General features: G+C 67.4%; 19 protein-coding genes. 11 read left to right on the top strand and 8 right to left on the bottom strand.

What is annotated here, in order from left to right; all coding sequences use genetic code 11:
* Positions 1 to 121: 121 nt before the first annotated feature.
* Positions 122 to 451 carry a DUF6916 family protein gene (locus tag AC1Q7F_RS28715; RefSeq protein WP_492511991.1) on the bottom strand — a complete coding sequence of 110 codons (330 nt, stop codon included), beginning with the start codon at positions 449 to 451 and terminating at the stop codon, positions 122 to 124.
* A gap of 321 nt (positions 452 to 772) precedes the next feature.
* Here AC1Q7F_RS28715 and AC1Q7F_RS28710 point away from each other — a divergent pair, with 321 nt between their 5' ends.
* From AC1Q7F_RS28710 to AC1Q7F_RS28670, 9 genes are all read left to right on the top strand, one after another.
* Positions 773 to 1,315: a phage tail protein gene (locus AC1Q7F_RS28710; RefSeq protein WP_492511990.1), complete on the top strand. Its 543-nt coding sequence runs from the start codon at positions 773 to 775 to the stop codon at positions 1,313 to 1,315.
* Between the two features lie 35 nt (positions 1,316 to 1,350).
* On the top strand, positions 1,351 to 1,899 hold the full coding sequence (locus AC1Q7F_RS28705; protein WP_492511989.1) for a phage tail protein: 549 nt from the start codon (positions 1,351 to 1,353) through the stop codon (positions 1,897 to 1,899).
* A gap of 24 nt (positions 1,900 to 1,923) precedes the next feature.
* A complete protein-coding gene (locus tag AC1Q7F_RS28700) occupies positions 1,924 to 2,517 on the top strand; it encodes a phage tail protein (protein ID WP_492511988.1) in 594 nt (197 codons plus the stop codon).
* Between the two features lie 84 nt (positions 2,518 to 2,601).
* A complete protein-coding gene (locus AC1Q7F_RS28695; RefSeq protein WP_492511987.1) occupies positions 2,602 to 3,123 on the top strand; it encodes a GNAT family N-acetyltransferase in 522 nt (173 codons plus the stop codon).
* Positions 3,124 to 3,231: 108 nt separating this feature from the next.
* On the top strand, positions 3,232 to 3,399 hold the full coding sequence (locus AC1Q7F_RS28690) for a hypothetical protein (protein WP_492511986.1): 168 nt from the start codon (positions 3,232 to 3,234) through the stop codon (positions 3,397 to 3,399).
* Between the two features lie 109 nt (positions 3,400 to 3,508).
* The gene (locus AC1Q7F_RS28685) at positions 3,509 to 4,345 is read left to right on the top strand and encodes a hypothetical protein (RefSeq protein ID WP_492511985.1); all 837 of its coding nucleotides are present in this window, start codon (positions 3,509 to 3,511) and stop codon (positions 4,343 to 4,345) included.
* Entirely contained in the window at positions 4,345 to 5,184 is an 840-nt protein-coding gene (locus tag AC1Q7F_RS28680; RefSeq protein WP_492511984.1) for a sulfotransferase domain-containing protein, read from the top strand. Before AC1Q7F_RS28685 ends, AC1Q7F_RS28680 begins: the two co-directional genes overlap by 1 nt.
* A 66-nt stretch (positions 5,185 to 5,250) precedes the next feature.
* Entirely contained in the window at positions 5,251 to 5,550 is a 300-nt protein-coding gene (locus AC1Q7F_RS28675; RefSeq protein WP_492511983.1) for a PqqD family peptide modification chaperone, read from the top strand.
* A complete protein-coding gene (locus tag AC1Q7F_RS28670; protein ID WP_492511982.1) occupies positions 5,531 to 5,965 on the top strand; it encodes a lasso peptide biosynthesis B2 protein in 435 nt (144 codons plus the stop codon). The genes AC1Q7F_RS28675 and AC1Q7F_RS28670 overlap by 20 nt, the downstream gene beginning before the upstream one ends.
* A gap of 130 nt (positions 5,966 to 6,095) precedes the next feature.
* Here AC1Q7F_RS28670 and AC1Q7F_RS28665 read toward each other — a convergent pair whose 3' ends face one another.
* The 4 genes from AC1Q7F_RS28665 to AC1Q7F_RS28650 all read right to left on the bottom strand — a co-directional run bounded on the left by AC1Q7F_RS28665 (position 6,096) and on the right by AC1Q7F_RS28650 (position 10,625).
* On the bottom strand, positions 6,096 to 7,922 hold the full coding sequence (locus tag AC1Q7F_RS28665) for an asparagine synthase-related protein (protein WP_492511981.1): 1,827 nt from the start codon (positions 7,920 to 7,922) through the stop codon (positions 6,096 to 6,098).
* Complete coding sequence (locus AC1Q7F_RS28660) at positions 7,913 to 9,052, bottom strand: sugar-transfer associated ATP-grasp domain-containing protein (RefSeq protein WP_492511980.1); 1,140 nt, start codon at positions 9,050 to 9,052, stop codon at positions 7,913 to 7,915. Before AC1Q7F_RS28660 ends, AC1Q7F_RS28665 begins: the two co-directional genes overlap by 10 nt.
* A gap of 89 nt (positions 9,053 to 9,141) precedes the next feature.
* Positions 9,142 to 9,987, bottom strand: coding sequence for a hypothetical protein (locus AC1Q7F_RS28655; RefSeq protein WP_492511979.1), 846 nt, complete (start codon positions 9,985 to 9,987; stop codon positions 9,142 to 9,144).
* A gap of 2 nt (positions 9,988 to 9,989) precedes the next feature.
* On the bottom strand, positions 9,990 to 10,625 hold the full coding sequence (locus tag AC1Q7F_RS28650; protein ID WP_492511978.1) for a 2OG-Fe(II) oxygenase: 636 nt from the start codon (positions 10,623 to 10,625) through the stop codon (positions 9,990 to 9,992).
* Positions 10,626 to 10,712: 87 nt separating this feature from the next.
* On the opposite strand from AC1Q7F_RS28650, the gene AC1Q7F_RS28645 reads away from it, so the two are divergent.
* A complete protein-coding gene (locus AC1Q7F_RS28645) occupies positions 10,713 to 12,230 on the top strand; it encodes a class I SAM-dependent methyltransferase (protein WP_492511977.1) in 1,518 nt (505 codons plus the stop codon).
* Here the strand turns inward: AC1Q7F_RS28645 and AC1Q7F_RS28640 are convergent, their stop codons facing one another.
* Positions 12,231 to 14,018: a tetratricopeptide repeat protein gene (locus AC1Q7F_RS28640; protein ID WP_492511976.1), complete on the bottom strand. Its 1,788-nt coding sequence runs from the start codon at positions 14,016 to 14,018 to the stop codon at positions 12,231 to 12,233.
* Between the two features lie 208 nt (positions 14,019 to 14,226).
* Here AC1Q7F_RS28640 and AC1Q7F_RS28635 point away from each other — a divergent pair, with 208 nt between their 5' ends.
* Entirely contained in the window at positions 14,227 to 15,957 is a 1,731-nt protein-coding gene (locus AC1Q7F_RS28635; protein WP_492511975.1) for an ATP-binding cassette domain-containing protein, read from the top strand.
* 106 nt (positions 15,958 to 16,063) lie between these two features.
* On the opposite strand, the gene AC1Q7F_RS28630 is transcribed toward AC1Q7F_RS28635, so the two are convergent.
* Positions 16,064 to 16,366, bottom strand: a complete 303-nt coding sequence (locus AC1Q7F_RS28630) for a CcdB family protein (protein ID WP_492511974.1) — start codon at positions 16,364 to 16,366, stop codon at positions 16,064 to 16,066.
* The gene (locus AC1Q7F_RS28625; RefSeq protein WP_492511973.1) at positions 16,366 to 16,626 is read right to left on the bottom strand and encodes a type II toxin-antitoxin system CcdA family antitoxin; all 261 of its coding nucleotides are present in this window, start codon (positions 16,624 to 16,626) and stop codon (positions 16,366 to 16,368) included. The genes AC1Q7F_RS28630 and AC1Q7F_RS28625 overlap by 1 nt, the downstream gene beginning before the upstream one ends.
* Positions 16,627 to 16,630 lie beyond the last annotated feature (4 nt).

The following is a 16,630-nucleotide window of genomic DNA, read 5'->3' as shown; positions in this document are numbered from 1 at the left end:
CCCGTGGACGGGCCGGCGGGAGGGGGGCTTGCGGTCGGTGGGTGGCGGAATGGCCAGTAGTATTCACAACCAAAGAGCGCATAGGATAATGAGTAATGAAGGCCAGACATGCCATCAAGTATCAATTAAAAGTTGCAGTCAGGCGAAAGCCTTCACCACCCGTCCCATGGGGAACCAGGAACATCTCGATGTCCCCCAGAGCCTCGTGGGTCATCTGGTACGTCCCCTGCGGCAATTCCAGGTCGGCAAGGAATTCAATGGTAAAGGAACGTTCCCTGATGGGATTACGAAAGCCCTTGAACGGAATTTCAGTGACCGACGACAAGGTCAGGATTAATGCATCCGGCCCGCCATCGGCATATCCCAGCGTGTAATCGGGGATATCGATCTTTTTGACTTGGAATTTTCCGGTTACGAGCGGGGCGAAATCTTCGTACTGATAGACGATCATCTCTCTCGGGCTCCAGGCAAAGATATGGACAATACAAAGCATGGATCACATTCAATGTACAGAAAAATATTGATCAAATCACGGATTATAACATAAAATTCAACCATTAAGAAGTATTTCATTACTTATAAATAACCGTTAATACTGAGTTTTAGTTACTTCGGTTGCGTCTTGTATGGTAATTATTTATCGTCATATTAATTTGTAAAATTGCCTGTCGGCGAATGTATATGCATGATATATATTTTTGGCCACATCGCGATGTTAATGCGCGATGAACAAGCACATACCTGCATCATAGATTGCGTTGTGGAGGCGACAATGGGTGATTGGTTCCTTGGTGAGATTCGCGCCTTTCCCATGTCATGGGCGCCGAGTGGCTGGGCGCTCTGTAATGGCGCAACGCTTCAGATCCAGCAGAATGCCGCCCTCTATGCCCTGCTCGGCACGACCTTCGGGGGCAATGGCACGACGACCTTCAATCTTCCCGACCTGCGGGGCCGGACGCTGACCGGGACCTCCCATACCGACCCCACCTATCAGCGCGGGATGGCGGGCGGGACGGAAACGGTATCGCTGCTGACCTCGCAGATCCCGCCGCATAATCACAGCGTCACCATGATGAGCCAGCCGGGCACGTTCCCGGTGCCGGCCAACAACTTACTCTCGTCGGCCGGAACCAGTGCCACGGTGCAGACGGCCGTCAGCCTGTTCGCGACGCCGACGACGGCGTCCAGCATGATCCCCCTGAACCCGCTTTCCCTGTCGAGTACGGGGGCGGGCACCGGACACAACAATATGCAGCCCTCGCTGGTCGTGAATTATTGCATCGCGATCCAGGGCATCTTCCCGCCGCGCAACTGATCGCCGCCTGGACATCGAACAAAGGGGATTGACCTATGACTGACTACTATGTCGGCGAAATCCGCATGATGGCCAATATCAGCGGCAACGCGCCCAATGACTGGGTGCACTGCGATGGCAGACTTTTGGCCATCCAGGATTATCAGGCCCTTTACGCCCTGATCGGCACGACCTATGGCGGCAACGGCGTTACGAACTTCGCCGTGCCGGACCTGCGCGGGCGTCTGCCCATCGGCCAGGGACAGGGGACCGGCCTCACCGCCCGCACCCTCGGCCAGTCCTTTGGCAGCGAGACGGCGTCGCTGGCGGAGGCGAACCTGCCGCCCCATAGCCATAGCCTGGTGACGGCCGGCACCAACGCGACCACGCCGACCGCCGGTCCCGCCGTCACCTTCGCCAATACCAGCAGCCCGACCATCCAATATCTTCAGAACGGCCTGGGTACCGCCGGCGGCACCACCATCAGCCCGGCCGCCAGCACGATCGGATCGGCCGGCCAGGGGGCGCCACATGCCAATGTCATGCCCTGTGCCACGGTGAATTTCATCATCGCCGTCGTCGGCATCTATCCGATGCGCGCTTGAGGCCAATAGATAAGGAACCAGATCATGGACGCTTATATCGGTGAGATCAGGGCCTTTCCCTTCTCTTTCGTGCCCCAGGGCTGGCTGGTCTGCTACGGCCAGATCGTCAACGTATACAGCTATCAGGCTCTGTACTCCTTGCTGGGCACTACCTATGGCGGCACGACCAACCAGACCTTCGGGCTGCCCAACATGCAGGCCTTGGCCCCCATCGGGCTGGGTACCGGCCCGGGCCTGACGCCGCGCGTCATGGGTCATACCTATGGCGCGGCCACCGTCACGTTGACCAGCACCAGCCAGTTGCCCGCTCACAACCATACGCTCAGCATGCAGGTCCCGGTGGCGACCAACCTGACCAAGAATACCCAGAGCACCCCCACGGCCTCCGCCTCCTGGCTGGCCCGCACGGCCACGGTGACCTCCGACACCGTCACCACGGCACTGCCGTCCTATACCAAGAATACCGGCCAGACGCCCACCACCACGCTGCTGAACGCTACGATCGGCAATACCGGCGGCAATTCCAACGGCACCGTCACCCCGCATGAGAACCGGCAGCCCTACCTGCCGCTGGTCTTCTGCATCTGCTATGACGGTGTCTATCCGATTTCCAACTGATACGGGTACCCGGTGATCGGAACCGATCACCGGGCCTGCCCGCCGGGACGCCCTGGCGGGGCAGGACGATGGATTGAAAATAAAATGGACGGCGTACAGATCATCACCATGCCTCCGGTCCTGCCGCAGGAATGGGTCCTGCGGGGGATCGGCCTGCGCGCCGAGGATGATGGCGACGGGCCGTTCCTGCTGGACCTGTTCGCCGCTGCCCGGGGTCCGGAATTCGCCATCCTGGGCTGGCCCGCCCCGGTCCTGCACCAGTTCCTGGCCGGCCAGCAGCAACTCCAGGTCCTGCACTATGCCGCGGCATATCCCGGCGCCTTCCGGGGCATCGTCACCGGACCGGAGGGGCCCGTGGGGCGTCTCTACCTGTCGGCCCAGCCGGGCGACATCCGCATCGTGGATATCGCGCTGGCACCGCACTGGCAGGGGCGCGGCCTGGGAAAGGCGCTGCTGCGCGCGGTGCAGGCGATGGCCGCCGCCTCCGGCGCCACGGCCAGCCTGTCGGTGATGGCGGGCAACCCCGCCCACGACCTGTACCGGCGGCTGGGTTTTGTCACAATGGCCGAAAACGGCCCGGCGCTTGAAATGCGTTGGACGGGTTGACCAGCCCCCCTTGGGGATGGCCTTCCCCTTCTTGTCAGCCTACCCGGTTATTGCTAAATTCATGGTTGACGTGCGGCGCCCGTCCGCCACCTGCCCGAGATATAAGACATGAATCCGATGGACAGCGACGAACAACCCGTGGCCAAGAAGACCTGGAACAAGCCAGCAATGAAAGCGTGGAACAAGCCGGAGATTCGCGACCAGAGCATCCGCAGCCTGACCGAAAGCAAGCCGAACGTATGGCCGAGCGAAGCGTCACCGGGTACCGGTTCGTAACCGCCTTCAGATTGTACGGTCTGTGGATTACCTTATTTGCGGCCTGACGGTGGCTGCCACACTTCCCTTACCCGGCGGATGGCCTGCGGCTGTCGCAGCGCAACCGGATGTGATCATACGGGTTGGCGCCGTTCCCGACGATCCGGGCGTGCCCGACTATCAGGGTCCCACCTGGCGGCTGGTCGGGCGGCGGTTCTACCTGGATATGCCCGGCCTTGTCCGCCTGATGGCCGATGACGGGCGGGAGATCGTGGCCCAGCCCCTGGGCAACGCCACCGAGGCGGATATCGCCCCCTTCATCCTGTCGACCGGCATCGCCGCCATCCTGCATCAGCGCCGGCTGCTGGCGCTGCATGCCGCCACGGTGGCCTGGCAGGGCCGGGCCATCGCCCTGTGCGGCCCGACGGGGGCGGGGAAATCCACCCTGGCCGCGGCCCTGTGCCGGGCCGGTGCCGGCTTCGTGGGCGACGACATCGCCGCCATCCGCACCGATGCCGCCGACGGCATTCCCATGGTCTGGCCGGACGGGCGCCAGCACCGGCTGTGGGCCGACGCCATCGACCATCTGACCCTGGCGGAGCGGCAGGGACCGCCCATCCGCAGCCACATGCACAAGTTCCATGTCGCCCCGTCATCGCCGGCGGATCGGGGACGGGACGCTTCGCCCCTGGCGGCCGTGATCCTGCTGCGGACGCGGGACAGGACGGTCCCGCCGGGCCCGCCCAGGATCGAGCGACTGGCCCTGGTGGATGCCGCTCCCCTGCTGCGCGCGGAGATCTACCGCCCCTCCCTTGCCCGCCGCATGGGCCATGATCCGCTGCTGTTCATCCAGATCGCCGCCCTGCTGGACCGGGTGCCCGTCTTCCGGCTGGAACGCACACGGGGCCTGGAACATCTGGACGCCGGCGCCGCCCTGGTGCTGGACGCGATGACGGGGGCCGGGTGATGGCCGGCCCGGTCTGGCTGGCCTCATATCCCAAGTCGGGGAATACCTGGCTGCGCCTGCTGCTGGCCAATCTCCTGGGCGGGCGGCAGGGTCCGGAGGATATCAACAATCCCGGTCTGACCGCGTTCAGCCTGGTGACCAGGCCCGTGATCGAGGACCTGACCCTGGTCGATTCATTCCTTCTGACGGGGGAGGAATGCGACAGGATGCGCCCCAGCTTGATGGAGGAAGCCTGGCGGGAGGCGGCCGATCACGACATCTTCATCAAGCTGCACGATGCCTATCGTCATCTTGCCGACGGGACGCCGCTGCTGGGGCGTCCGGCCCGCGCGGCACTCTATATTCTGCGCGACCCCCGCGACGTGGCCGTCTCCCTGGCCTTCCACACCGGCAACCCGGTCGACAAGGCCGTCAGGCAGATCCTGTCCGGCAAAACGCGCATGGGCGGCGACAAGCCACGCCATGAACAGGTTCCCCAGCCGCTGCTGGACTGGAGCGGCCATGTCCGCAGCTGGACGGGGCAGCGCGACGTGCCGGTGCATGTGCTGCGCTATGAGGATCTGCGCGCCGACACGGCCGGCATCTTTGGTCGCGCCATCGCCTTCCTGGGATTGGCGGCGACACCGGACGCGGTGGCGCGGGCCGTCCGCCAGTGCGATTTCAGCGAGCTGCAGCGCCAGGAAGCCGAGAAAGGCTTTCGCGAGCGGCGGCCGGAATCGACAGCCCCCTTCTTCCGCGCCGGCCGGGTCGGGGGCTGGCGCGACGTGCTGACCCCGGACCAGGCCGCCGCCATCGAGGCTGCGCATGGCGCGGTGATGGCGGAGTTCGGATATCTGTGAACGGATGGGAAAAAGCGGTAGGCTCCGCGCCATGATCGAATGGATCGCGACAGGAAGGACCCGGACATGAATGAACAAGCAGGGACCGCCCTGGTGCGCCGCGCCGATGGGCTTCTGGCCGCCGCCGTCGGCGACGAACTGCTGATGATGAGCGCCGCGGAAGGCAAATATTTCAACCTCAACGATGTCGGCTCCCGCATTTGGGAACTGCTGGCCCAGCCGGTCAGCGCAGAAGGGCTGGTGGCGGCCCTGACCGCCGAATATGAGGTGGATGGCGATACCGCCCGCGCCCACGTGCTGGAATTTCTGTCGGCCCTGCGCGAGCGTGGCCTGCTGGTCCCGGTCGATGCGCCGCCGCTGGCGTAAGTTTCGGGCCCTGCCGGCGCCCGACCGGGCCCTGGCCCTGGAGGCGGCTTGCCTGCTGGCGCTGGCCTCGCTGCTGCTGCTGCTGCTGCCCTTCCGCCATATCGCCCGCTGGCTGGGAAGCCTGAACGGCGCAATGGAAGCGGAGACCGATCCCGCCATGGCCCGCGCCGTCGGCCGCGCCGTGGAACGGGCGGCCCGCCATCTGCCCTGGCACCCCCTATGCCTGCCCCAGGCCCTGACGGCGCGGTCCATGCTGCAACGGCGCGGCATCCCGTCCAGCCTCTATTTCGGGATGCGGCTGGACGGGGCCGACCGGATCATGCGGGCCCATGCCTGGGTGACGACGGGCGCCACGGGCGTGGTCGGGGTTCCGGCCCCGGACGAATTCACGGTGCTGGCCCGCTATTCACGGTGATAACAATCCGCTTAGAGGGTGACCCTTGGGCGGAGTGGAGGCCGGCGACCGCCGGCCCGGCGCTTGGTAGCACCGCAAGCCAAGCCGCCGGATGGCGGCGCCCGGCGCATGAGGGAACACGAAATCTCCTTTACCCGTGCTGTTCCAGATAGGCCATGGCGCGAAAGGCCCGCATCAGGCTGCCGGCCCGTTCCACGGCGGGCCAGTCACCCTGGCCGGTATCGATGGTGCGGGCCAGAATGTCCGCCGGGGGCAGGGAATTCAGCCGTTCTGCCACGGCGTCCAGGTCGAACAGGCCGGCAATGACGTCCCGTTCCCGCAGGGCCGGCAGCCGTGCGGCCAACAGCGGACGTTGCCCCGCCACATGGATCGGGTCCTCCACGGTCAGGTCGGTTTTCGTGGGCTTCCAGCGCAGTTCCTCGGGCAGCACGCCGTGCATGGCGTCGCGGAACACCCGGCGCGACCAGCCCCCGCCCAGGAAAAGCCCGCTGGGCAGCGACAGGGCGAATTCCACCAGCCTCCGGTCCAGCATCGGGAAACCGACAGCCATGCCATGACGGGCCCCCAGCAGGGCCCATTGCTCTGCCCGCCGGGTCAGGCCAGGGCCACCCAGCAGGGACAGGCGCATCCGCCTTGCATCGGGGGGCGGTGATGGTGGTGACAGGTCGCGGCCGGCGACCGCTCCCGCCCGCATCAGGCCGGCGGCCAGGGCCGTGATGCCGGGGGAAGGCGGCGGACGGCCCGGAAGCAGCAGGGGCGACAGGATACCCAGGGCCGACCGCACCGACCCGGTGGCCCGCATCTCGGCCGCCAGATAAAGCCAATGCCCCCGCAGCAGGGCTTCCGCCAGGACGCCGCGTCCGGTGTAGCTGGCCCCTTCGTCCCCGCCCCAGCCCGACAGCAGCATGGCAGCCCCCTGGGCCGCCGCATCGGCGAAGACGCGGCTCTCGCGATGGGAAGGGTCCAGGGGGAAAAGCTGGTCCGGGTCCATCGCCGGCAGCACAAAGGCCGCCGGATCGCCGATCTGCACCGGCTGCCAGTCGATCTCCGGCTCCTGCCGCAGCACGGGCGCGATATAGGGCCCGTCGCCGCCGAACCGGTACGGGCCAAAAGGGCCGGGCCGGTGGGAATAGGCCAGCGTTTGGCGGCCGGCCGGGCGCAGGGTCCGCGCCGCCAGGATCGTGATGGCGCTGGAATCCATGCCGCCGCTGAGATGGGCGGCCACCGGCCCCGCCACGGGCAGGCGGCAGCGCACGGCCCCTTCCACCAGCCGCAACAGCTCGGCCGCGGCTTCGTCCGGTGCGATGCGCCTCGACCCCGCCAGGGTGGGCTCGAGGCGCCAGTGAAATCCGGACCGGACCGGCCGGCCGGGGCCCACCTGCAGCCAGCCGCCGGGGGCCAGCCGCTCCACCCCCTTGAACAGCGACCGCTCCGGCCCGTCGAACCGGAACAGCAATTCGCCCACCAGGTAATCGGGATCGACCGACCGCGCCACCAGGCCCGTGGCATGCAGCCCGCGCGGCAGCGAGGCGAAGACGAACAGATCATCCGGGCGGTGGGAAAAGAAGAAGGGCCGCACGCCGAAACCATCGCGCGCGCAGAGCAGCGTGCGGTCGCTGGGATTCCAGGCGGCGAAGGCGAAGTCGCCGGCCAGCCGCCCCAGTCCCGCCACCCCCTGTTCCGCCAGCAGGGCCGCCAGCCCGGCCGCGTCGCGCACGCCGTCCGGTTCGTCCAGCCGGATGTCGGCGGCCAGGACCAGGCCGTCCTCACCCGCCGGCACAACCTCCCCGGCCGGGCCTGGGCTGAAATCCAGGGTCAGCAGGGCCAGCGGCCCCTCGACATGGCGGGTGATCCGGGGATACAGCCTGGGCGCGGTCATGGCCGCCGCCATGGCATCCAACCGGGCCGCCTCGGCCAGCCTTCCGTCCAGATGCAGGAAGCCGCCGATCAGCCGCATGGGGGCTGGCCCTCCAAATGATCCAGGGCGATGGTAGGCAAGGCCGTGAGACCCAGCGGCACGCCGTCACCCAGCTGATGGTTGACGGCACCCCAGCCGGCATTGGTCTCGATCAGCAGCGGTCCGTCCCCGGTGATGGCCACGTCCCAGCCCAGAAAGACGAAGCGGGAGAATTCCGGCACCCTGCCATGGGCGCGACCCACCAGTTCCAGCGCTGCGGACCAGAACGGAACCCGCATCCCCGCCAGACTGGCCCCGGTATCGGGATGGCGTGTGACCGGCGCGGATCCCCGCAGCCGGGGAGAGCGGACATCACCCCCGGGGCCCACGGCCGCGAAAATGAAATACGCCCCCGATCCACCACCGGGAAACTGGGCCAGCGCATCGATCACGGCCACGCGGCCCCTGCGATCAATCCCGGTGATCACCCGGAAAACCACCAGCGATCCGTCCGACAGGGGCGCCAGGGACGGGTGGTTGTCCAGGCAGGGCTGGATGATGCAATCCCGCCCGCGCCATTGCGCGACCAGGCCCGCAGGACTGCACATGACCCCCTGCCAGGCATGGCGATAGGCCTCCCCGTCCCGCCGCCAGCGGGCCGCCCCCGATCCCCGGCTGCCGGCCAGATCCTTGACCCACAGGTCGGGCGCATCGGGCAGGAAGGGCGCCGGCGGCACACATTGAACGCCACCCCGGAACACGGCCAGGGTGGGGATGCAGGGCAGGCCCCGGGCGCGGCACAGATCGGCAAACCGTGCCTTGTCCCGCACATCGTCATCGACCGCGCCGCACAGCCGGTTCAGGCGGGCCGTCAACAGCTGGATCTCCTGCCCATAGAAGCAGACCCCGATCCGGGAATGCCGCGCCGGATCGTGCAGGCGATACATGACATGGTTCCGGGGCGGCACATTGTCGATCCAGGCCCGCGCCAGCATATGGCCGGCCCGTCCTGCCCAGCCCCAGAGGCCTGCTGGCCGGTCCGCCGCCGGCGTCCGGCGCAGCCAGCGCACCGTCTCCCACACCGCGCCGGCCGGCCAGGCCAGCGTCATGATGGCCCGCAGCAGCCACCGCCGCCAGAAGGGATGGTGGGCGAACAGGGACCGCCGTGCCAGATGGCGCAGCCGGCGCACGGGCCCTGTTCCCGGCCATGGCATGAAGGGAAAGCCATCCATGGCCAGCCGCCTCAGGGCAGAAGCGGCGCCGGGCCATCGCCGGCCGGTCAATCCAGCGATCCCGTGAAATCGGCATCGACGTAATGGGCCAGCAGCGTCCAGCAGGTCTCGTCCGCCGCCAGGGGCTGGCGGCCATGGGGCAGGTCACACCCACGGAACAGGATGCCGCCACCCAGGCTCTGGAAGCAATCGACGGGTTCCGCGTCGGGCCGCGCATGGACCTGGAGCGCCCAGGGCGAGATACCGTCGGCCGGAACCGGCTGATGGTCGATCAGCAGGGACAGGGTATATTTGCATTGCGGGCGGTCCGTATGGACCGGCAGCATGGCGCCCTCACGGTAAAGGGAGGCGTAGCTGTAGCTGGGCATGACGGGTACGCCGACCAGGGCGGCCACCGCCGGCACCAAGGCCCGCTGCACCACCCGGCCGGCGGGATCATTATGCAGGTGCCGTCGATCGACACGGCCCGTCGACAGGCGCGCGCCGCCGCTGTCCACCTCTGCCCTGTAATGGGCGGCCAGGATATCGACCATGGCCGGCGTCAGGCAGTCCCGCAGCAGGGTGAAGCCGTCGGCAGCGAAAGCGTCCGCAGAGGCCTTGAAGCGGGACGGCGCGAAGGGGGTCGCCCTTTCCGGCGGCAGGATGATCAGGCCGCTGCCCCAGAGCGCCAGGGCGATATCGGGCGACAGCCCGGCCAGCACCTCCTCCCGGCCGGCCGCCAGGTCCAGTGCCGCCCGGAAGGCGGGCTCACCCGCGCGGTCCAACACGGTCTCGGTAAAGCCCTTCAGGGCCGAATAGGCGCTGACGGCGATGCGCAGGGGGCCTTCCGCATCGGTTTCCACCACCCGGACATCGGTGGCCGGATTGCGGATGAAGGCGGTGGGGACGGCCATGCTCAGGCCTCCCGCCCGCTGCGGTACCAGCAATTGATGGCGAAGCGGCTGTCGGCAAAGGCGCCCGACGGGCAGGAGACCTTCCTCACCTCATGCGGGACCCAGGACGGAAACAGCACGAACATGTCCTGGCCGGGCGGGATGTCGGTGAAGTGGCGCGCGCCATCCGCCGCCGGGGCGATGGCATGCAGCCGCAGGTCCCCGCCGCTGAAGGCCTTGGGCTGGCGGTGGAAATAATAGACGCCGGTCAGGGCCCTGTCGGACTGGGCGTCGGGCTGGCTTGTGAAGGTGTCGATATGCTCGTCATAGAAGGCGCCCTCGTTATGGGCAACCAGTTCCAGTTCCAGACGGTGCAGACGGATGGGCGACAGGCGCAGCACGCGGACCGCCTCGTCCAGAACGGCAGTGAAACGGGCCTCCAGGTCAGGGCGCAGGTCACCGAAATCACGCAGCAGCAGCGAGGAGCGGATGGACGGATTGACCCTGCCCCCATTGCCGTTACCAACCCGGGTCGGCACGAACGCCGCTTCCCGCGTCAAGGCCAGTTCCAGCAACCGCTCCACCATGGTCGATCCCATCAGCCCCGCGATGCGATGATGGGGGGGCGGTTCCTCGAACGCACGCATGGCCGCAATCATGTCTTCAATCCCGTTCAACCATGGGGCGAGTATGGGTATATAAAAGGCATCCTATCCCAATGTCATGGGGCTGCAAACGGAACCGCGATGAGCCACCGCGACGGCTATGTCACCGAAATCGACTATACCCACCATATCTGCCGGGAGCAGGGGCCCGCCTGGCTGTCATTGGCCGCCCTGTGGTCGGGGGCGGCCGCCCCCCGACTGGACCGGGAATTCACCCTGCTGGAACTGGGCTGCGGGCATGGCGGCAACGCCGTACTGGCCGCCACCCTGTTCCCCCATGCGCATTTCCTGGCCAATGATTTCATGCCGTCCCATGTGGAGAACGCCTGCCATCTGCGCGACGCGGCCGGGATCACCAATCTCACCATCCTGCCCGACAGTTTTGCCGATCTGGCCGCGCGCAGCGACCTGCCACCCTGTGACTTCATCGTGGCGCATGGCATTTTCAGCTGGGTCTCGGCCGAGAATCAGGCCCATATCCTGACCATCGTGCGCCGCCTGCTGAAGCCGGGCGGCCTGTTCTATGTCAGTTACAACAGCGCTGTGGGCTGGGCCGGCCTGGGGGCGCTGCGCCAGTTGCTGGTCGCCCATGTGGCGCGCGACCAGGGGCCGCTGGTCGACCGGCTGGGCCGGGCGCTGGACAGGGTGGAAACGTTCGCGCAGGCCGGATGCGGCATTCCCACCCTGGACGGGCTGGCCCATCTCGTCCGGGCGCTGCGCCAGGAAGACCCCGCCTATCTCGTCCACGAATATCTGAACGAGAATTGGCAACCGCTCTACCCGACACAGGTCACCGTGATGATGGCGGGGGCCGGCCTGTCTCCCGTGGGGCCTGTGCAGCTTGCCGACGCAATGGAGGCCACGGCCTGGCCGCCGACGCTTCTGCCCTTCATGGCGGACCATGCCGCCGGCCCCTTGCGCGAACTGATGGGCGACATCGCCGTAAACCGGTCCTTCCGGGGTGATCTCTATGGCCGCGACGTGCCCCGGCTGGCGGCCGGGGATTCGGCCCGGCAACGGGACGCCGTGCGTTTCACCCTGGCGGCCCCGCTCGAGCAATGCCAGCCGCTGGTTGCCCGCCCCTTCCACATGGTCCCCCTGGACCCGGCGGCCCACGCGGCGATCCTCGACCGGCTGGCCGCGGGCACCACCGACCTGGGCACCCTGCGGGCGCTGGCGGCCGTGCAGCCCCTGGGGCCGGAGGGTGCCCTGCACCTGCTGACCCTGATGGTACAGGCCGGTCAGCTTTGCGCCGTTCCGGGTGATGCCCCGGTCAGTGACGCAGATCGGCTGAACCGGGCCCTGGTGGCCCTTGCCCGGCAGGGCAAACCCGCCGGTTTCCTGGCGGCCCCGGCCATCGCCGGGTCGGTCAGTACGGGAATGGTCGACACGCTGATGCTGGGCGCCTTCCTGGAAGAAGAAGCGGATCCGGCGGCCTGCGTCTGGCGGGACATCGCGGCATTGGGCCATCCCCTGCCCTGGGGTGACACCCTCATCGCCGCCGACGAAGCGGGCCTCGACCGGCTGCGCGGCCTGGCGGACCAGTTCCGCCAGCATCTCGCCCCCCGCCTGCGCCTGTTCGGCGTGCTGCCGGGCTGATCACCGGGCTTCGACCGCCAGCGCCTCTGCCAGCCTGGCCAGGGGGACCGACCAGTCCCCCGACGTCACCTGCCGGAACAGGCGCATGGTGGGATACCAGGGCGTATCGTCCCGCCCGCTCAACCAGCGCCAGCAGCCATCATAACGCGACAGGACAAAGACCCGCTTGCCCAGGCCCCCCGCCAGATGCGCCACGGCGGTATCGACGCTGATCACCAGGTCCAGACCCGTGATCAGGGCCGCGGTGTCGGCGAAATCATTCAACGCATCCGTCCAGTCCACCAGGGGCAGCGGACTGTCGGCGGTCTCCGCGGCCGGTGGTCCCTTCTGAAGACTGACGAAGCTGACACCGGGCACCGAGGCCAGGCCGGCCAGCATGGACAGGCTGACGCTGCGCCGCCTGTCGATCATCGTCGCCTCCGGATTGTAAAGGCGCGCGTCACCGGCCCAGACCAGCCCGACCTTCAGCCCCGGCAGGGCGGCCAGCCGCCGGCCCCAGGCCGTCACCTGTGCCGGATCGGCGGTGAAATAAGGGGTGTCGGCCGGCACTTTATCGACCCGTGTCCCCAGCCGATGCGGGCCCGACATCAGGGGCAGCCCCATCTCCCAATCGCCCGGCACCATTTCGTCCAGCGTCAGGATGGTCAGGCGCGGATCGCTGACCCTGAACAGGCGGGCCAGCGGCGGCGATGTCAGGACGCCCACCTGCGCCCCCTGGTCCACCAGCAATCCGGCATAGCGGTAGAATTGCAGCGCGTCGCCGAACCCCTGCTCGCAGCACAGCAGGAGGCGCCGGCCGGCGACCGGCCCTTCCCGCCACACGGGCAGTCCGGGGGGAACCGGGTCGATCACCCGCCAGCCGCGCTCGAACCGGCTTTCATAAAGGGTCCAGCCTTCCGCCCAATCCCCGGCCCGCAGCAGCGACGCAGCGGCGTGGAAATCCACCAGGGCATTGTCGGGGGTGGTGATGCGCGCCCGGTCATAAAGCGCCCGCGCCTCCTCCATCCGGCCCTCGACGGAAAGGATGCTGGCCAGGTTGACCAGGGTTTCCGGATGATCGGCATTCAGCGTCAAGGCGTGCCGGAAGGCGGCCTCCGCGTCTGCCGGCCTGTGCAGGCCGTACTGGATGACGCCGAGATTGGTCCAGGGCTCGGCCATGTCACGGGCCGGGCCCGCCAGTATTTCCCGGCACAGGCCGTCGGCTTCCTCAAACCGGCCCAATTGTATCAGCGAGGCCACGAGCGCGATCTGGCAGAGCGTGTGATCGGGATAGAAGGTCAGGGCGAGCCGCAATGCCTGCTCCCCCTCCGCCGGCCGGTTGAGGCGGTTGAGGACCACGCCCAGGTTCACCAGGACATTGGGTGCCGTATGGTTGAGGTTGGCGGCCTCCTGCATGAGGGCAAGCGCCAGATCATCCCGTCCCTGGCGTGAAAAGGCATGGCCCTGGTCCAGCAGCAGGTTGATGAGGGCGGATTTGGCGGAATGGCCCGGCACCCGGGCAAGGATGGCGCGCAGCGGTGCCAGGGCGTCCTCTATCCTTCCCCGCCCCTTATAGGCCTTGGCCAGCGCTTCCAATCCGGGGTTGAAGGCGGGGTGCTGGGCCGCCAGCCGCTCCAGCACGGTCACCGCCTCCCCAGGGCGGCCCAGCGCGTTGAGCGTCTGGCCGCGCAGGAGCAGGGCATCCGGGCTGGCACCATCACCGCCCCCCAAGCCATCCAGGGCCGCCATCACCGCGTCGAAGTCACCCTTGATGAAAAGCTGCCGAACCGCATCCAGGGTTGATTGCATGGTCCAATTCCTGTTGGCACACAGAGATATATGGCTTTCTCACATATCATGCCGTCCATGCAGCCATAATGTGCAGATCGCATATAATCATAACCTTGGATTGCAGAGGCGGCGTGCGGCACTGGACAAGCCACTGGCAATGCCGCGCCCGCAAGGCCATGATCCGCGCCCGGCTGACGCCGGCGGATGGATGGGGAAAGGGTAATGCATGCACGGCACGCGGGGAGACGAGAAGGGGACCCAAGCGCGGGCCGCACCGCTGCCCGTCCTGCGCCGTCTGCTGACGCTGCTCTCCACCTCCTATGGCCGCCGCGATCTCGGGCTGATGCTGGGATTGGGCGCCGCCGCCTCCCTGGCGGAGGGTGCGGGCCTGCTGCTGCTGGTGCCGGTGCTGGATCTGGTGGGTGTGGGCGGCAGTGCAACACCATCAAGTGAAACCCTGATGGCCGGCCTGGGCCTCTATCTGCTGCTGGTGGCAGGTGCGGCCGCCCTGGTCGCGGCGCGTTCCATCCTGAGCCATGATCAGCGCACCCGCTTCGTGGACCGGCTGCGCGGCGACCTGCATTGGAGCCTGCTGCATGTCGCCTGGCCCGTCTTCCAATCGCTGCGTGCCACCAGCGTCAAACAGATCATCGCGGGTGAGGTGGGGCGCCTGGGCCTGTGCCATGACGCGTTGGTCAATCTGGGCGTCGCAACCCTGACCCTGCCGACGCTGCTGCTGGCGGCCCTGATCCTGTCGCCGCCCCTGACCGTGGCCACGCTGTGCCTGTCGGGGCTGGCCCTGCTGCTGATCCGGCGCATCGGACGCAGCGGGTTCGATATCGGTCTGCGGATGGGCCGCGCGCATCAGGAGATGATGGGCGATGTCACGGATGATCTGGCAGGCCTGCGCATCATCAAGGGTTTCGGGGCAGAGACGCTGCGCGCGGAAAACCTGTCCCGCCGTTTCACCGATCTGCGTCGGCTGCAGGCCCGTCACACCCGCATCCAGACCTATGAGCATGCGGCCCTGCTGGTGATGGCCGCCTTGATGGCGGCGATGGCGGTCATGGTGGCGGTCATCTGGCTGCAACAGCCGTTGAGCGAGGCGCTGGTGGTGATCCTGGCCTTCGCCCGTCTGGCGCAGCGCTCCCTGGCGGGCCTGCGTTTCTGGCGGATGCTGGAGACCAGCCTGCCCGCCCTGGTCCTGTATGAGGAGATGCTGGACAGGCTGCGCGCCGGGGCGGAACCGCCGGCAGCCCCTGAAGACGCCCTGCCCCCCTTCTCCCGAACCCTGTCTTTCCGGGATGTCAGCTTGCGCATGCCCGACGGGCGCCAGGCCCTGGACGGGATCGACCTGGAGCTGCCCTTCGGCGCGCTGCTGGCCGTGACCGGCCCGTCAGGCGCCGGCAAATCCAGCCTGGCCGATCTGGCGGCCGGTCTGGCCTATCCCACCGCCGGTACCCTGTCGGTGGATGGAACCCTTCTGACGCCCGGCCTGCTCTCCACCTGGCGGCGTCAGGTGGCGGTCGTGCCGCAGGACCCGTTCCTGTTCCATGACACGATCCGGGTCAACCTGCTGCTGGCCGCACCCCAGGCGACAGAAGCCGCCCTTTGGGCCGCCCTTGAGGATGCGGGTGCCGCCGGTTTCGTCCGCGCCCTGCCGGAAGGGCTGGACACGGTGGTCGGCGACCGGGGCGGGTCCGTCTCCGGCGGGGAACGTCAGCGTCTGGCCATCGCCCGCGCCCTGCTGCGCCGCCCCCGCCTGCTGATCCTGGACGAAGCCACCTCGGCCCTGGATGGCGGGTCGGAAGCGCTGGTCCTGGCAACCCTGGACCGGCTGCGGGGGAAGGTGACCACCCTGGCCATCACCCACCGCGAGGCCACCCGCCGCGCCGCCGACCGGGTCCTGGAACTGGATGCAGGGCGGGCTCTGGTCAATCCGCCAGCTGGATCATGATGTTGGTGGCACCGCCAAACGGCGTCACGGGATTGATCCCGTCGCTTGGAGACGGCGTGGACAAACAACCTGCTATCAGAAAGCTATTTGATAGCATCCAGGTTCCTCAATATCCCGACAGCAGCATGTCCAGGGCATTCGTGATCCGTTGATGCTGGTCGTCCAGGGACAGAATGACCTTGCCCAGATCCTTGCGCCGCAGGGTGGCGATGGACTGGGTCACCATGACATGGCGCTGTCCATGGATCTCGAAAACCGGGTTCAGGGTGACCATGGGCGGTGGGGCTTGCGTCTCCACAAGCAGGGGAACCACGACACGGGTTTCCAGCCGGTCCAGCAGGTCTGACTGCACATCCAGAAGATAGCCGGGCCGCCGCCCCGGCATGGGGTAAAGGTCGAAACGCGCCATCAGAACTGCCTGTACGCGGCCAGCGGCACGTCATGCTCCTCGACATAGGCGTTCCAGGCGTTGATCGCAGTCTGGTTCTCCTGCTGCCAGACCCTGGCCTTTGCCTGCGCCACCTCGGCCGCAAGGCCGCGCTCACAGGCCTGGGACAGGTTGATCTTCAACCGGCGGGCCTCCTGCAGCAACGCTTCCGGCAGCGTCACATTGGTCCGCTGACGCAAAGCGGTCGCCTCTGCGCCGTTGCTGGCCGGGACATGGGGCATGGTG

The organism is Niveispirillum sp. GW835-FHT14G11 (assembly GCF_058793615.1).
The sequence above is the reverse complement of the archived record's forward strand: the minus strand, read 5'-3'. Positions and strand labels throughout refer to the sequence as shown.

Coding starts and splice junctions, on each gene's coding strand:
- AC1Q7F_RS28625 (WP_492511973.1), bottom strand. CDS start 16,626: ATGCCCCATGTCCCGGCCAGCAACGGCGCAGAGGCGACCGCTTTGCGT.
- AC1Q7F_RS28645 (WP_492511977.1), top strand. CDS start 10,713: ATGAGCCACCGCGACGGCTATGTCACCGAAATCGACTATACCCACCAT.
- AC1Q7F_RS28680 (WP_492511984.1), top strand. CDS start 4,345: ATGGCCGGCCCGGTCTGGCTGGCCTCATATCCCAAGTCGGGGAATACC.
- AC1Q7F_RS28640 (WP_492511976.1), bottom strand. CDS start 14,018: ATGCAATCAACCCTGGATGCGGTTCGGCAGCTTTTCATCAAGGGTGAC.
- AC1Q7F_RS28690 (WP_492511986.1), top strand. CDS start 3,232: ATGAATCCGATGGACAGCGACGAACAACCCGTGGCCAAGAAGACCTGG.
- AC1Q7F_RS28655 (WP_492511979.1), bottom strand. CDS start 9,987: ATGGCCGTCCCCACCGCCTTCATCCGCAATCCGGCCACCGATGTCCGG.
- AC1Q7F_RS28630 (WP_492511974.1), bottom strand. CDS start 16,366: ATGGCGCGTTTCGACCTTTACCCCATGCCGGGGCGGCGGCCCGGCTAT.
- AC1Q7F_RS28665 (WP_492511981.1), bottom strand. CDS start 7,922: ATGCGGCTGATCGGCGGCTTCCTGCATCTGGACGGAAGGCTGGCCGAG.
- AC1Q7F_RS28705 (WP_492511989.1), top strand. CDS start 1,351: ATGACTGACTACTATGTCGGCGAAATCCGCATGATGGCCAATATCAGC.
- AC1Q7F_RS28710 (WP_492511990.1), top strand. CDS start 773: ATGGGTGATTGGTTCCTTGGTGAGATTCGCGCCTTTCCCATGTCATGG.
- AC1Q7F_RS28670 (WP_492511982.1), top strand. CDS start 5,531: ATGCGCCGCCGCTGGCGTAAGTTTCGGGCCCTGCCGGCGCCCGACCGG.
- AC1Q7F_RS28675 (WP_492511983.1), top strand. CDS start 5,251: ATGAATGAACAAGCAGGGACCGCCCTGGTGCGCCGCGCCGATGGGCTT.
- AC1Q7F_RS28635 (WP_492511975.1), top strand. CDS start 14,227: ATGCACGGCACGCGGGGAGACGAGAAGGGGACCCAAGCGCGGGCCGCA.
- AC1Q7F_RS28650 (WP_492511978.1), bottom strand. CDS start 10,625: ATGATTGCGGCCATGCGTGCGTTCGAGGAACCGCCCCCCCATCATCGC.
- AC1Q7F_RS28695 (WP_492511987.1), top strand. CDS start 2,602: ATGGACGGCGTACAGATCATCACCATGCCTCCGGTCCTGCCGCAGGAA.
- AC1Q7F_RS28700 (WP_492511988.1), top strand. CDS start 1,924: ATGGACGCTTATATCGGTGAGATCAGGGCCTTTCCCTTCTCTTTCGTG.
- AC1Q7F_RS28715 (WP_492511991.1), bottom strand. CDS start 451: ATGATCGTCTATCAGTACGAAGATTTCGCCCCGCTCGTAACCGGAAAA.